Source organism: Pseudactinotalea sp. Z1739 (assembly GCF_049725055.1).
Classification (GTDB): Bacteria; Actinomycetota; Actinomycetes; order Actinomycetales; family Beutenbergiaceae; genus CALKWS01.
On the sequence record NZ_JBMPQA010000023.1, the window covers coordinates 1 to 14,722 of the forward strand.

The 14,722-nt window shown below is 61.7% G+C and carries 13 protein-coding genes; 12 read left to right on the plus strand and 1 reads right to left on the minus strand.

All coding sequences use genetic code 11. From position 1 onward, the window contains the following. From ACO0LV_RS18200 to ACO0LV_RS18210, 3 genes are all read left to right on the plus strand, one after another. Nucleotides 1-233 (plus strand): hypothetical protein (locus ACO0LV_RS18200; RefSeq protein ID WP_424789339.1); only part of this gene is annotated, 233 nt, incomplete at its 5' end. Nucleotides 234-761: 528 nt separating this feature from the next. After that, entirely contained in the window at nucleotides 762-1,025 is a 264-nt protein-coding gene (locus tag ACO0LV_RS18205) for a hypothetical protein (protein ID WP_424789340.1), read from the plus strand. Nucleotides 1,026-1,107: 82 nt separating this feature from the next. Next, nucleotides 1,108-3,336, plus strand: a complete 2,229-nt coding sequence (locus tag ACO0LV_RS18210; RefSeq protein WP_424789341.1) for an N-acetylmuramoyl-L-alanine amidase — start codon at nucleotides 1,108-1,110, stop codon at nucleotides 3,334-3,336. Between the two features lie 46 nt (nucleotides 3,337-3,382). On the opposite strand, the gene rfbA is transcribed toward ACO0LV_RS18210, so the two are convergent. Continuing rightward, entirely contained in the window at nucleotides 3,383-4,246 is an 864-nt protein-coding gene (rfbA, locus tag ACO0LV_RS18215; RefSeq protein ID WP_424789342.1) for a glucose-1-phosphate thymidylyltransferase RfbA, read from the minus strand. 136 nt (nucleotides 4,247-4,382) lie between these two features. On the opposite strand from rfbA, the gene rfbB reads away from it, so the two are divergent. The 9 genes from rfbB to ACO0LV_RS18260 form a co-directional block, all read left to right on the plus strand. Next, nucleotides 4,383-5,393 (plus strand): dTDP-glucose 4,6-dehydratase, encoded by a 1,011-nt coding sequence (gene rfbB, locus ACO0LV_RS18220; RefSeq protein WP_424789343.1) that lies wholly within the window; start codon nucleotides 4,383-4,385, stop codon nucleotides 5,391-5,393. Nucleotide 5,394: 1 nt separating this feature from the next. Further along, a complete protein-coding gene (rfbD, locus tag ACO0LV_RS18225; protein WP_424789344.1) occupies nucleotides 5,395-6,810 on the plus strand; it encodes a dTDP-4-dehydrorhamnose reductase in 1,416 nt (471 codons plus the stop codon). After that, on the plus strand, nucleotides 6,800-8,449 hold the full coding sequence (locus ACO0LV_RS18230; protein WP_424789345.1) for a DUF2142 domain-containing protein: 1,650 nt from the start codon (nucleotides 6,800-6,802) through the stop codon (nucleotides 8,447-8,449). Before rfbD ends, ACO0LV_RS18230 begins: the two co-directional genes overlap by 11 nt. Nucleotides 8,450-8,594: 145 nt before the next feature. After that, the gene (locus tag ACO0LV_RS18235) at nucleotides 8,595-9,731 is read left to right on the plus strand and encodes a glycosyltransferase (RefSeq protein ID WP_424789346.1); all 1,137 of its coding nucleotides are present in this window, start codon (nucleotides 8,595-8,597) and stop codon (nucleotides 9,729-9,731) included. After that, nucleotides 9,728-10,822: a nitroreductase family protein gene (locus tag ACO0LV_RS18240; protein WP_424789347.1), complete on the plus strand. Its 1,095-nt coding sequence runs from the start codon at nucleotides 9,728-9,730 to the stop codon at nucleotides 10,820-10,822. Before ACO0LV_RS18235 ends, ACO0LV_RS18240 begins: the two co-directional genes overlap by 4 nt. 28 nt (nucleotides 10,823-10,850) lie before the next feature. Beyond that, nucleotides 10,851-11,774, plus strand: a complete 924-nt coding sequence (locus ACO0LV_RS18245) for a hypothetical protein (RefSeq protein WP_424789348.1) — start codon at nucleotides 10,851-10,853, stop codon at nucleotides 11,772-11,774. Beyond that, a complete protein-coding gene (locus ACO0LV_RS18250; RefSeq protein WP_424789349.1) occupies nucleotides 11,771-12,997 on the plus strand; it encodes a polysaccharide pyruvyl transferase family protein in 1,227 nt (408 codons plus the stop codon). The genes ACO0LV_RS18245 and ACO0LV_RS18250 overlap by 4 nt, the downstream gene beginning before the upstream one ends. Nucleotides 12,998-13,201: 204 nt before the next feature. Further along, entirely contained in the window at nucleotides 13,202-13,900 is a 699-nt protein-coding gene (locus ACO0LV_RS18255; RefSeq protein ID WP_424789350.1) for a hypothetical protein, read from the plus strand. Between the two features lie 186 nt (nucleotides 13,901-14,086). Beyond that, nucleotides 14,087-14,722, plus strand: a 636-nt coding sequence (locus ACO0LV_RS18260) for a transposase family protein (RefSeq protein ID WP_424786278.1), incomplete at its 3' end; no start/stop codon positions are given.

The window sequence follows — 14,722 nt, forward strand, 5'->3', positions numbered from 1 at the left end:
GTGGGGTTCACATCGAGGGCGAGTCAAGAATCAACTCCTCCGTGCGACTTCACTCCATGGAGGAGTTCACCGGTTCGATCGTGGCTGACAACCGCGGCGCGCGACTGGTGGCGAAATTTCGACGCATCCCGGGGGAGTACCGTCTGTCGTTACAGACCGATGGCCGGGATGTGCCCACAGGCGTGATCGTGACAGTGCCGGCCCGAGGGAAGCCGTTCCTCACGCAGGGCTAACGGTGCAGGCGCATAATGCGGACATGGACCGATCTCGACGGGCGCAACGCGCAAGGCCCGTACCACGCACGATCTGGATCTGGGCGATCACACTCTTTCTCATCGACCTGGTCCTCATGCTGGGCTTCGTCGCGCACATTGCAGCGCGAAGATACGACGCGCTTGGCTTCTTTTCTTACTGGCGCTGGCACGGAGAACAGGATCGCAGTTTCCTTGAGATCCTCGGAGCGACCCAGTTGGTTGCGGCTGCGGTACTCCTTCTGATCCTGACACGCCGAAGGACTCAAGCGTCCGTCTACAGTGCATGGGCTCTGCTGTTCGTTGTGATGGCGGTCGACGACCTGGCTGAGTTACATGAACGAGGCTCGCGGTACCTGCGCACGACGTTCGATCTGCCAGCGCCGATGGGGCTGCGTCCGGACGACGTCGGTGAGCTCCTCACGTGGGCCGCGCTCGGCCTCGTGCCCCTGGTGCTTCTTGTCGTTACACAGAGCCAGCTCGAGCGAGGTGCGACGGAGTTCGTGGAACTTGGCAGGTCTGGTTCTGATTCTGTTGGCCTTCGCGGTGGGCCTCGACATGGTCTACGTCATGGTGCGCGATGGCCTTGACTGGATCTACCTCGCAACTCTCGTCATGCTCGAGTCCGGTGGTGAACTCGTCGCGATGACACTGATCCTTCTCTTTGTCCTGTCGCACTTCCTGCGCGATAAGGCTGCGGCTGCTGGATCCGCCGGCTTGGCATCCGGAGAGAGCGGCGATGGCCATTCCAAAGGCGATGGCCATTCCAAATAGGACTGCCACGGCGTGGCAGGAGCGGGTGGCGCCCTGGGCAGGCCAATATGGAGCCGCCTGCAGTTCGATTTGAGGGAGAGTCATGTCGGGGATCCAAACCGCCGTTGGCGCAGCCATGGCGGCCACTTTGCTCGCAATGGGGATTTCGCCGACCGACAGTTCGGGATCGGGGAGTGGATCCGGCCGGGGAAGTGACGTTGTCACAGTGGTATCCCTGACCGATCACTCGGGCGATCTTACGCCGGCCGCTGAGGCTGGACGAGCGGAGAGCAGTCAAGCGAGCAGCAGTGCTCTGGCGGGCGATCTTCCCGCAATCCTCACAACTCCCACCGAGACCGAGGAGTTCGTCGTCGCGGGCCTAACCTGGGACCCGGATACGCCCTTGACGGACGACACGTACATCTTCCTGCGCGTGCTCGAGGGAGACACCTGGTCGGAGTGGCTCGAGGTTGATGCGGACGGCGGACTCGACGGATCGCCAGCGAGCGGCACGGATCCGTTCATCACAGGAGGTGCCGTAGGAGTCCAGGCACAGGTCTTGGGCGATGCGGCGCGAATCCCCTCGAACCTTCGATTGCATCTCATCCCAGCCGACGCCGATGGGCACGATCTCGAGGTATACGACTCACCAGGCGACAGGCCGCAGAGTGAACCCGACCAAGACCTCACCGTCGAGTTCGATGAGTCGTTGGTTGACGCTCCTCAGGACGTGGAGTCTAACCGGGACGAAGATGCCAACCGGGACGGCGAGGTCGACCAGGAGGACGACGGAAGCCAGGACGAGGACGCCAGCCAGGGCGACGACGCCACCACCCAGGACGACGACGTCAACCAGGGCGACGACGCCACCACCCAGGACGACGACGTCAACCAGGAGGACGGCGTCGACGAGGGGGGCGGCGCCGACCGTGACGAAGGGCAGGAGGTTGAGGGCGGTAATGGTGCCGCTGGTCTCGCCGGGTCGGGTGTAACGGGTTCCTCGATAGTCCCCCAATTGACAACGAGCGGCCTTCAGCCGATGTCCCCCAACCTGCCCCAACCCACGATTCAGACGCGTGTTCAGTGGGGCGCAGACGAATCCCTAATGCGGTGGACACCGCAGCCTCGGGCCCTACGCGCTGCTGTCGTCCACCACACTGCCGGCACCAACAACTACACACAGGCACAGGCACCGGGAGTGGTGCGGGGCATATACGTCTACCATGCCACCCAACGAGATGGGAATGGTTGGGGAGACATCGGCTACAATTTCCTCGTCGACCGCTTTGGTCGCATCTACGAAGGTCGTACCGGATCGCGAACCGCGCAGCCGGGCCAAATGACGCAGGGCGCCCACGCATTGGGTTTCAACAACGGAACTCTCGGAATATCGGTGATGGGTAACTACAGTTCTATGAATGCCTCATCGGCTGTATTGAACTCCATGGCGAACGTCATAGCGTGGCAATTCAGCAGGGCCGGCATCGCGGTCGATACGCGAAGCGGCATGATTTCGCCTGGTAGCCCCACGAGACCAGCAGGACAGAATCTTCCTCGCATTTTCGGACACCGTGATGTATCAAACACCACCTGTCCCGGCCGGATCCAGAACCAACTGGGCACAATTCGCAACCTCGTTCGAACGAAGATGCCGACCTTGTATCGGCTCAACAATACCTTCACTGGATCAGCGAATTACTCATACTATTTCGGCGCACGCAACGCGGAAGTGTTTGTGGGGGACTGGAACGGAGACGGGATAGACACGCCGGCGGTGCGTGTCGGCAATCGAATCTCCATCAACAATTCCAACTCATATTCATCTCCCGACCAGGTTTTCACATATGGACGGGCAAGCGACGAGCTTTTTGTAGGAGACTGGAACGGTAATGGCCGGGATACCTTCGCACTTCGACGGGATGGCGTCATCTATATCCGAAATACATTCGGGGGTTCAGCATCCCAAGTCCTCAGCAAGTACGGAAGCGCGAATGACAGACTTCTGGTCGGAGACTGGAATGGTAACGGGCGCGATACGTTTGCGATCCGGCGCGGTGGCACCTTCTACTTGCGCAACACTTTCGGTGGAGCGACGGCAGACCAAATCATCACGAACTACGGTCAGTCAAGCGACGACATCTTGGTCGGGGACTGGAATAGCAATGGGCGGGATACGTTCGCCATACGGCGTGGGACGACATTTTACTTCCGAAACACGTTCGGTGGGGGAGCTAGCGCGGTGCAGACCTATGGACTTGCTTCGGACCTGCCGATCGCGGGTGATTGGAATGGCAACGGAAGCGCTCGGATCGGGATCTACCGCACACCGTGACCGCTTCACCCAAGTGCAATCAACTCTCGGACGGCGCGCCACCTGACTACGGCTCGAGGAGCCCGAGGAGGTAGTCGCCATATCCGGACTTCTGAAGGGGTTCGGCGATACGGCGGAGGTCCTCGTCGGTGAGAAATCCTTGCCTCCATGCGACTTCTTCGGGTGAGCCGATCTTGAGACCTTGTCGGTGCTCGATGGTCCTGACGTAGTCTGCGGCTTCAAGCAGTGAATCAAACGTCCCGGTATCGAGCCAGGCAGTCCCTCGGGGGAGGACCTGAACCTGGAGGCGTCCCTGCTCCAGGTATGCCCGGTTTACGTCTGTGATCTCGTACTCTCCGCGGGCAGATGGCCGAAGACGGCGGGCGATCTCGACGACGTCGTTGTCGTAAAAGTAGAGGCCGGGGATTGCGTAATTTGATTTGGGCGCACTTGGCTTCTCCTCCAATGACAACGCCCGTCCAGTGGAATCAAACTCCACAACCCCGTAGGAACTCGGGTCAGACACTCGGTAGGCGAAGACGGCTCCTCCGTCGATCTGCTCGAACCTTTTCAACTGAGATCCGAGGCCGGGGCCATAGAAGATGTTGTCTCCGAGCACGAGGGCAGCGGTGTTGGCGCCGAGGAAGTCCGCTCCAAGTACGAAGGCTTGGGCGAGCCCGTTCGGCTCATCTTGGACCGCGTAAGAGATGTTCACGCCGAACTGTGCGCCGTCGCCGAGTAGCCGGTGGAACTGCGGTGCGTCATGTGGCGTCGTGATCACCAGGATGTCTTGGACCCCTGCGAGCAGGAGCGTGGAGAGGGGATAGTAGATCATCGGCTTGTCATAAACAGGGACCAGTTGCTTGCTCACGCCCAAGGTGATCGGGTTCAGTCTGGTGCCGGATCCTCCGGCCAGGATGATTCCATGCATACGCGCAGTCTTGCGCAACTTGCCGAGGATCGCAGCCAGGCGGTTGCGCCAGGAGGTACGTGTGCCGATAACGGATGGCTTCACTCTTTGGCGCATGTCGCTCGGCTAGACCCCGCAGACTCGCTACAGTGCAGTAATGCGCAGGATTCTCGTCACCGGCGGTGCCGGCTTCATCGGTTCCAACTTCGTGCACTACCTGGTGGAGCACACCGACGCTTACGTGGTGGTGCTGGACAAACTCACCTACGCGGCCTCGCCGGAGGCGCTGGAGCCGTTGCCGGGCGATCGCGTGGAGTTGGTGGAAGGGGATGTCACCGACACGGCCCTGGTGGATTCGTTGGTGGGCAGCCTCGCCGGCGCCGAGGACGCCGTGATCCACTTTGCGGCGGAGTCACACAACGACAACAGTCTGCGCGATCCCAGCCCCTTCATCCGCACCAACATCGTGGGCACCTTCGAGATCCTGGAGGCGGTCCGCAGGCACAGGGTGCGCCTGCATCACGTGTCCACCGACGAGGTCTACGGCGACCTCGAACTGGATGACCCGGCACGGTTCACCGAAACCACTCCCTACGTGCCTTCCAGCCCGTACTCGGCGTCCAAGGCCGGTGCCGACCACCTGGTGCGGGCGTGGGTGCGCTCCTTCGACGTGGCGGCCACCATCAGCAACTGCTCGAACAACTACGGGCCCTGGCAGCACATCGAGAAGTTCATTCCCCGCCAGATCACGAACGTGCTGGCCGGGGGCAGGCCCAAACTCTACGGAGCCGGCGAGAACGTGCGGGACTGGATCCACGCAGCCGATCACTCCTCGGCGGTGTGGACCATCCTGAACCGGGGACAGATCGGGCACACCTACCTCATCGGCGCCGACGGGGAACAGAACAACCTCGAGGTGGTCCGGATGATCCTGAGCATCCTGGGCCGCCCAGAGGACGACTTCGACCACGTCACCGACCGCGCCGGGCACGACCTGCGGTACGCGATCGACTCGACCAAGTTGCGCACCGAACTGGGCTGGGAGCCGCAGTTCCCGGACTTCCGCGCCGGGCTGGCGGACACGATCGAGTGGTACCGCGACAACAGCGACTGGTGGCGCCCGCACAAGGACGCGGTGGAGTCGGAGTACGCAGCCCGGGGACAGTGACGTGACGGGCCCGAACGAACTCGCCGTGCACAGCACCGCCATCCCCGGCCTGTTGGTCCTGGACCTGACGGTCCACGGGGATGCCCGCGGCTGGTTCAAGGAGAACTGGCAGCGGGCCAAGATGGTCGCCCTCGGGCTACCCGACTTCGCACCCGTGCAACACTCGGTGGCGTACAACGCCGCCGCAGGGGTGACCCGCGGCATCCACGCCGAACCCTGGGACAAGCTGGTGTCGATCGCCCACGGCAGGGCTTTCTGCGCATGGGTGGACCTTCGCGAAGGCCCCGGGTACGGCGCCGTGCACACCGAGGAACTCGATGAGGGCAAAGCGGTGTTCGTGCCCCGCGGGGTCGGCAACTCCTACCAGACCCTGGTCGATGGCACCGTCTACTCCTACCTGGTGAACGCGCACTGGTCCCCGGAAGCGTCCTACTCCCACCTCAACCTCGCCGATGAGTCGGCGGCGATCCCATGGCCCATCCCGCTGGGTAGCGCGAAGATCTCGGAGAAGGACCGCAACCACCCCCGCCTCGCCCAGGCCAGCCCGGTGACACCTGCGCGCACGGTGATCCTCGGCGCCACCGGGCAACTCGGCACTGCACTGCGGGCGGCGCTGCCGCACGCGCACGTCCTGTCCAGGCAGGAGGTGGACCTGTCCGACCCCTCTGCCATCGCCGACTTCGACTTCAGTGACGTCGGCGTGCTGATCAACGCCGCTGCGTTCACGGCCGTGGACCAGGCCGAGACCCGACAGGGTCGCGCGGCGGCCTGGGCCGTCAACGCCACGGCGGTCGCTGCGCTGGCCAGAGCAGCCCAGGAGCACCGCTTCACGCTGGTGCACTACTCCACCGACTATGTCTTCGATGGGCACGGCGGGTCCGGACCGGGGGGCGCCTACCTCGAGACCGACCCGGTCAGCCCGGTCAGTGCCTACGGGCAGAGCAAGGCCGCCGGCGAGGCTGCGGTGCAGCAGGTGCCGCAGCACTACCTGATCCGCACCTCCTGGGTGGTCGGGGAGGGCAAGAACTTCGTCCGCACCATGAGTTCCCTCGCCGAGCGGGGCGTACAACCGAACGTGGTGGACGACCAGGTGGGCCGACTGACCTTCACCTCAGACCTCGCCGCCGCCACCGTCCACCTCCTCGACTCCCGTGCCGCCCACGGCACCTACCACGCCACGAACAGCGGAGAACCGGCCAGCTGGGCGAAGATCGCCCGCCGCGTGTACACCCTCGCCGGCCGCGACACCAGTGACGTCAATGCGGTGGCCACGTCCGAGTATCTGGCGGGTACCGACCAGCCTGTCGCGCCACGACCGGCGGTCAGCACCCTGGACCTGACGAAACTGGAAGCCACGGGACTGACGATGCCCGACCAGTGGGGTGCGTTGGAGTTATACCTCGATGGTGGACAGTAGCGCCGGGCGTCCAATTGAGTCGACGCCGCACTCAAGCATGACGGAACGCCGGTATCGGATCTCCCTCATCCTGATTACCCTGACTGTCTTCTCGGTGATGTCGGCGTGGGCGCTTGTCTCGCATGCCTACCGCACACCGGACGAACCTCAACACGTCAACTCGGTGATGCGGCTCGCACACGGTGGGGGGTGGCCACCAGTGGGTGATGCTCGGATGAGTGCTGGCATGTCCGAGGCGATGGATCAGGCGGAGTATCTCGCCCGCCTGCCAGGAAGCACGCGGGAGAACTGGGGCTCTGGGTACGGTTGGTTCGTCGACGTCACCCCTACACCGGATCAGAACCGGATCATCTTGGATGCTGGTCGTGCCCTGGATGTGGAGGGACAGACGCGAATCGACCAGATGAGCCAGCACCCGCCGCTCTATTACGGGCTGCTGGCCGGGGGACTCACGGCTATCGGCATGGCAGAAGACCGTTGGGATCTGCAGTTGCTGGCACTCCGGTTGATGAGCATCCTGTTGACGATCCCCGTGGTTCCGCTGATAGCCGGAAGTGTGCGTGTGGTTACCGACTCGCAGCACCTCGCATTGGGTTCTGCAACCGTGCCACTCTTTGTTCCACAGTTCGGATTCATCAGCGGCTCCGTGACAAACGATGCCCTGATGGTCCTCACAGGTTCCATCGCCACCTACGCCAGCCTGCGCGTGGTGGGCGGTGATCTGCGGATGCGCTGGACGCTTCTTGCAGGCGTCGCGGTTGGAGCAGGATTGCTGACCAAGGCGTTCATGGCCTTTAGTGTTCCAATGGTGCTGCTCGCTTACTTGTTCTCTCGTGCCGAGGGTGGTCAGTGGCTACGCAGAGTGGGTCACGCATCGCTTGCAATGGCTGTCGCGTTCGCTATCGGCGGCTGGTGGTGGATACGCAACTATCTACTCTATGGACAGTTCCAGCCCTCGGGAATGAACCGCCAACCGATTGAAGGAGGCGGCCAGCAACCCATCGACTGGTACTTCGGCCGCGCCTGGGACATGCTGACCCAGTCCTTCTGGGGACGATTCGGTTGGTTGGAGGTTCCATTGCCGGGAGCCTTCGTAGTAGGGGCGACCCTCCTTGCGCTCGCACTGATCACAGTCGGCCTGTTCAACGCGCGCCGTCTGTGGGCCGAAGTCCTCACTATCGGCTCGTTTGCGGGAGGCCTCATCGTGGCGGTCGCAGTACGCGGCCTGTTCAACTACCAGCGGTTGGGTCAACTCGTCGGGTTGCAGGGAAGGTACTTCTTCGCCGCGTTCGTGGCACTGACAGTCCTTGCGGCGCTCGGCGTGTGGGGTGTGCTGAGACGAAGCGAACGTAGTGCTGCGTTCTTGAACCCCACTTTGGTGGTGGTCGGCCTGCTGGTGAGCGCCTACGGCCTCTACGTGTGGTTCGCCGCCTCCTACGTGGGGCCGGGTGAGAGCCAAATCGACGCGTTCACGCGGTGGGTGCAGTGGAGTCCCGGGACAACGGGACAATTGGCCGCCATGGGGGCTCTACTGGCGCTCGCGCCGATCACGCTCGTCGTGAACTCCATTCTGGGTGCTTGGAAGGTTCGGCGTTCTCAAGATGCCCAGGTGATGCCTGTTCAGGAGACTGAACCCTGAGGTGGGGTTGCGCGGATCTGCGGCGTACCCTGAGCGAAAGTCGGAGGAGCCTCTGGTGGGGTTTACGATGGCTGCGTCCGGCCTGACCTGAAGCGAACTTGATCGCGTGGTGGCTGGAGCCCATCCCCGCCGAGACGTGAGTGTCATGAAACTATTTGTCCAGATTCCATGCCTAAACGAAGAGCAGACGCTCCCTCAGGTTCTTGAGAACATACCGACGGAGATCCCCGGGATTGACTCGATCGAGATTCTCATCGTCGACGACGGCTCCACGGATCGTACGGTCGAGGTCGCTCGCGCCCGTGGCGTCCGCCACGTGGTGGCCCACGTCCAGAACATGGGCCTTGCTCGGTCGTTTCGTGATGGAGTCGACTACGCGCTCGCCCATGGTGCCGACATCGTGGTCAACACCGATGGCGACAACCAGTATCCTTCAGAGCGCATCGGGGACCTAGTCCAACCGATCGTGCGAGGTGATGCAGATGTCGTCATAGGAGACCGACAGACCGCCAAGATTGCGCACTTTTCCGCGTTCAAGAAGACGATGCAACGCTTCGGTTCACACATTGTCAATCGGGCGGCCGGCACAGATCTTCCCGATGCAGCCAGCGGTTTCCGTGCCTATTCCAAGCAGTCCCTTCTGAGACTGAACGTCTTGACGCAGTTCTCCTACTGCATGGAGACCATTATTCAGGCGGGCAACAAGCGCCTCCGGATCGTCTCCTTGCCGATCACGACCAATGCTAAGACGCGCGAGTCCCGTTTATTCACCAACATGGGCCAACACATGGCCAAGTCGGGTTCTGCGATTACACGCTCCTACCTGATGTACAAACCGCACGTCATCCTTGGTGGTCTCGGTGCGATCCTCCTGGTAGCGGGGGTCATACCGTTCGTGCGATTCATCGTGTTCTGGCTGCAAGGAAGCGGGGCGGGTCACGTGCAATCGCTCATCTTCGGGAGTGCGATGTTGGTCGGCGGCCTTCTCAGTTTGGCGCTCCTGGTCATCGCGGATCTGCAACGGAGCAACCGGGTCCTGCTCGAGGAGCAACTCGAGCGATTGAAGGAACTTCAGTATTCCAGGCCGGCACCTACGACCATGAAGTACGAACTCAGAAAGCCGGACGCAGGTACGCGGACGACGTACGGGAGCCCCAAGGCTTCGGGTGCTCGCCCCCAGATAGCAGAGGACGGGAACGATCAAGTCTTAGAGAGTTCTAAGGCGATGGTCAACGATGGTGTGGATGGCTTGCGGAAGAGCGAGCAACAGGAGACGCGATGATTGGCAGGCTCAAGGTTTTGGCCAAGAATACTCTTGCGATCCCGCTAGTTCGCAGAGTATTTGAGGGTGGAAACCGTGCGATCCTCACGGTGGTCGGATCGCATCGGCTTCCTGCTACTGCCTACTCTCTGCCTGCCTTCCTCACCTTCAACCGCGAACAGTTCGCGGTGCTTGCTGGCCGTCGCGCCTACTATCGGCGTCTGAGCACCTCGCGTAATACTCATGTCGAACTTCGGCGTAACATTCATCGGTTGGAAAAGGGCATGTCAATGCAGCCCCGACGACCGGTTTTCGCGGTGGATTACATCGCCGAAACAGTCGACTTCTATCGAGTCGCGGTTACCGAGGGGCCCAAAGGTCGACTGATCGACCCGATTGAACTTTTGTGGGCACGCGAAGTTCTCACCGAGTATTTCGACGTCATCGCTCCAGGGGATCCGGTTGTGGATCGCGCGCGGGATAGGTTCGCCGCCGTTCCAAAGCCGGAGGGTGAGACTAACGGGATCCCGATGCGTCCCTACCCGCAACGGGACATCAAGCCCAGCGATATCACCTTCGAACAGTTGCTTGCTCTGGCCAAGCAGCGGCGTTCGGTCCGATGGTTCGAGCACCGCCCTGTCCCGCGCGAACTTCTCGATCAAGCACTCCAGGTTGCCCGGGAGTCACCGACAGCATGCAACCGGCTACCGTACGAGTTTCTTATTTTCGACGACCCTGAACTGGTCAAGAAGGTTGCGTCGATTCCCTTCGGCACGGCTGGGTATAGTCATCAGATTCCAGCGATTGTGGTGGTCAAAGGAAATCTCGATAGTTACTTCTCGCCACGAGATCGACACGCGATCTATATCGACAGTTCGCTCGCGACTATGGGATTCCTCTACGCGCTTGAGACGCTCGGACTAAGTTCATCCGTGATCAACTGGCCAGATTTCGAACCCCTTGAGATGAAGATGGCGAGAGCCCTGGGCCTTCAGCCTCATGAGCGTGTGATTTGCCTGATCGCCGTGGGGTATGCAGATCGCGACGCCTTGGTAGCGTCGTCGCCTAAGAAGTCCCTTGACGTACTGCGCAGATTCAACGTTGCGAAGTAGGGGAACTCTGACACTCAAACACCGCCGTGTGATCCGGGTGACGCTCACTGCGGTCATAGTCGCCGTGGTGGGCGTTCTCTTCGCACGTGCTCTCGTGCGTAACTGGGACGCGTTAGCCGATCTGGATCTACGCCCGGATGCATGGATTGCAGGGTCGGTCCTCCTGTTCGCTTCCGCCGTAGTTGTTTCAGGCATTTTGTGGGGGCGGATGGTTGCTCACTTGGGCGAGATTCGTGTTGGCTTGCTCGAGAGTGTCCGCGTGCATTGTCTATCCTGGCTGTTGAAGTACATTCCCGGCCAGGTAGGGTCGGTAGCGAACAAGTTGGCGTGGGCGGGATCGAGGAATGTTTCACGCTCTCTTACTACGCTTTCATTTTTTTATGAGAACGCTTTCCTGATTATCGGATCCATTATCCCCCCAGGGCTGATTCTGTTGATGCTGGGAAGTGTTGAACTGGGCGAGGGCGGCGTCGTAGTCGTAACTGCGGCCTCAGTTGTTCCGTTGCTGTTACTTACCAGCAGGCCGATCCTCCGATGGGGAACCAACCATGTCGCCCGGAGGGTATTCAAGCGTGAGGTGCCCCAAGCGTATTTCCTAGGGTCTGCGCAGGCCCTCAAGTACCAGTTGCAGTACTTGGTACCTCGGGTAGTGAACGGCGCTGGAGCCGTTCTGATAGCGATTTCAATGTTCGACGTTCCCGTATCTGACTACATCCCGTTAGCCTGTGCCTACATCTTCGCTGGTGCTGCCGGCCTGCTCGCCGTGTTTGTTCCTAGCGGGGTCGGCGTGCGTGAATCGGTATTTGTGCTCCTTAGCGTCGCATACCTGCCGGTTGAGCAGGCCATCGTACTGGCCTTGGCCGCACGCCTCTTCGCGACGCTTGGCGATGGGGTTGTAGCAGTCATCTATGGTCTACTCACGTTTACCTCAAGGAAGACAGGCGTCTCATGAAAATCGCAATCATCGGCTCTGCTTTGTCAGGCAACAAGGGTGCGGCTGCAATGCTCGAGAGTTCAGTCCAGCACCTGTCCAAGAGGAATGACAAGGCTCGCTTCATTCTGCTGAGCATGTACCCTAGCGCGGACGCCCGACTCAATACATATCCGAACCTGCGCGTGTTGGACGCAAGTCCGTTGCGCCTCGGAGTGCTCATCAATGGCGCGAGCCTGCTCCACAGACTGTTGCCGCCGCTGCGGCTGGCAATCGAGCGCGCAGTACCGGAGATTGGAGCGCTCGCCAATGCCGATGTCCTCCTGGACGAGGGGGGTATCACATTCGTCGATGGACGCGGCAAGTACCTCATCTACAACGTTGCGAGCATACTACCCGCGCTCCTTGTCCGAACGCCTGTCGTGAAGGTCGCCCAGGCGATGGGCCCCTTCAACGAGCCGCTGAACCGGCTTGCTGCGAAGATCCTGCTGCCGCGCATGGCGGCGATCATCTCGCGCGGTGCAGTTACACACGATCATCTCGTCGCCACTGGGCTGACCAACGTGCAGGAGGGCGCCGACCTTGCGTTCACTCTGGAGGTTGGCGATGCCGATGCTGCCGCGGCTGGTGAGCGGGTTGATGTCGGCTTCTTCGACAACGGTGATGTTGTCGGTGTCTCGCCGAGTGCCGTGTTGCGCAAGTCGGCAGAAGCCCGTGGCGACGACTACATCAGTGAGGTAGTCGCGCAGATCGACTACGTTACCGAGGTTCTCAACCGACCTGTGTTTCTCGTGGCCCACAGTGCACGGGCGCAGACGGCAAAGACACACAACAATGACCTGCCCGTGTGTCGGGAAATCCAGGCTCGAGTCGCGAGGCCGGAGAAGGTACTGTTCGTTGATGACGAGTTGAGTTCGCAGACGCTGCGGTTCCTGATCTCCCGGTGCGGTATCTTCATCGCATCCCGATTCCACGCCATGGTCTCGTCGCTCGCTACGGGTGTTCCGACGCTCGTTATTGGCTGGAGCCACAAGTATCGGGAAGTCCTGGAGATGTTCGGATTAGCCGAACTGGCTGTCGCACATAGTGACGCCACTCCGGAGCGCATCCGCCAGATGTTGGACGACCTCATTCAGAATCGTGATGAAGTTGCCGCGCAGATCTCAGTGGCCCTCCCGCAGGTGCGCGCCCGCGCCATGGAGCAAGTGTCAGTCATCGAAAGGGTCGTGAGTCGGCAAACGTGACGAGGAGGTGCTCGAAATGCGACCTGCAGCGAGTACCCGACAGCGACGGGGCATGCTGCCCGGGACGTCGCGGTCGCTGGTGGGTCGCGGCGTAGGCCCTGGAGCCGAACAGAGCATGCGAGCATCGGATGCGGACGACGTGGTTTCGTGGATGCGTTTCCTACGTATCGTTTACGTGTCGAGGCGTCCTACGCGTGAATGCGGGTGGCCAATGTCGACCATGACGCTGTGGTGTGTGAAATGGCGGTCTTGACTGAACTGCGTTCGAATCGGCGCAGTGCCGACGCCGCTTCGGCTGCGGTGCCGGAACGCCGTGCGCGCGCTTGCCCAAAGCGTCGGAACTATCACCGTGTAGTTGCGGCAGTTACCGTGCTGTTCTTTCTCACGGCGACCTTCTGGTCGCTCACCATTCCGCACTTCGATGGTCCCGATGAAGAAGAGCACTTCAACTCCGTTAGCCGGCTGTTGCAGGGTGGGGGATGGCCCCTACCGTACGAGGCACCCCTCCTCGGAAGCACCGGACAGGCCATGCGGGAGGCCGGCCTTCCTGTGGAGGGAGAGGTGCTCACGGAGTTCGTCGCGCCTGAGGATCGGGCGACGCTGGGGGCTGCGACGTCGTTGGACGACTTCGGACGCGATGGGATGGTGCATCACCCGCCTGGCTACTACGTCCTGATCGCTGCTGGTACCGCAGCGCTGGGTGGCGAGACACTGCGCTGGGATCGTGCTTCTCTGGTCATGCGACTGCTCAGCGCGGCGTTGTTGGCGGGTGCAGTCCCGTTCGTGATCGGGTCGGTGCGGTGGGTCACGGGCTCTGCGACTGCCGGTGTCGGTGGCGGAATGGGTTTGTTCACGGTGCCCTTCTTCACCAACATGGGCGGCTTGATGGCTCTTCCGGTTTGAGGGTGCGTTGAGGGGCTGATCAGGCGGCGTGGTGGGCCTGGGAGCAGGTGGGCCTTGGGTGAGGATTGGAGGTGCTAACCAGTCCGATCCAAACACCCAAGGCCCGCGATGAAATCTACCTGCTCTGCCGCTGTTTCTGGTTGCCCTGTTGCTGATGTCATCTGTCGCACCGCGGAGTTGGACCTGATGATCACCGGGGCCAGCATCGACGCCGCAGACGTCACCATCATCCAGGCCCGACCGCGCCAGGGGTTGCCGTTCTGCCCGTCCTGCGGGGCCGAAGGGGTCCTGCGGGATCACGTGGTGCGGGTGCTGACCGACGTACCGGTGGCCGGCCATCCCACCAGGTTGCACGTGCGCCTGCCTCGCTATCGGTGCACCGGGACCCAGTGCCCGCAGCGGATCTTCCAGCAACGGCTGGACTGCGCCGCGGTGGGGGCCAAGACCACCAACCGGTGCACCCGGTGGATCCTGCAGCGCTTGGCGATCGACAAGATGAGCATCAGCGCCGTGGCCCGGGCCCTGGGACTGGGATGGGACCTGGTCAATAACCTCGCGGTCGATGCCGCCCGCACCCTGGTCTATGACGACCCGACCCACCTGCAAGGGGTGCGGATCTTGGGGGTCGATGAGCACAAGTGGAAACACGTGCGCGGCGGCGGTGAGGACTCGTATGTCACGATCCTGGTAGATCTGACCCCCACGATCGAGGGCACCGGGCCGGCGCGGCTGCTGGATGTGCAAGCAGGCCGTTCGGCGAAGGTACTCACCGACTGGTTGGCCGAGCACACCCAGGAGTTCCGCGACCGCATCGAGGTGGTC

Coding starts and splice junctions, on each gene's coding strand:
- ACO0LV_RS18240 (WP_424789347.1), top strand. CDS start 9,728: ATGATTGGCAGGCTCAAGGTTTTGGCCAAGAATACTCTTGCGATCCCG.
- ACO0LV_RS18235 (WP_424789346.1), top strand. CDS start 8,595: ATGAAACTATTTGTCCAGATTCCATGCCTAAACGAAGAGCAGACGCTC.
- rfbA (WP_424789342.1), bottom strand. CDS start 4,246: ATGCATGGAATCATCCTGGCCGGAGGATCCGGCACCAGACTGAACCCG.
- ACO0LV_RS18210 (WP_424789341.1), top strand. CDS start 1,108: ATGTCGGGGATCCAAACCGCCGTTGGCGCAGCCATGGCGGCCACTTTG.
- ACO0LV_RS18250 (WP_424789349.1), top strand. CDS start 11,771: ATGAAAATCGCAATCATCGGCTCTGCTTTGTCAGGCAACAAGGGTGCG.
- rfbB (WP_424789343.1), top strand. CDS start 4,383: ATGCGCAGGATTCTCGTCACCGGCGGTGCCGGCTTCATCGGTTCCAAC.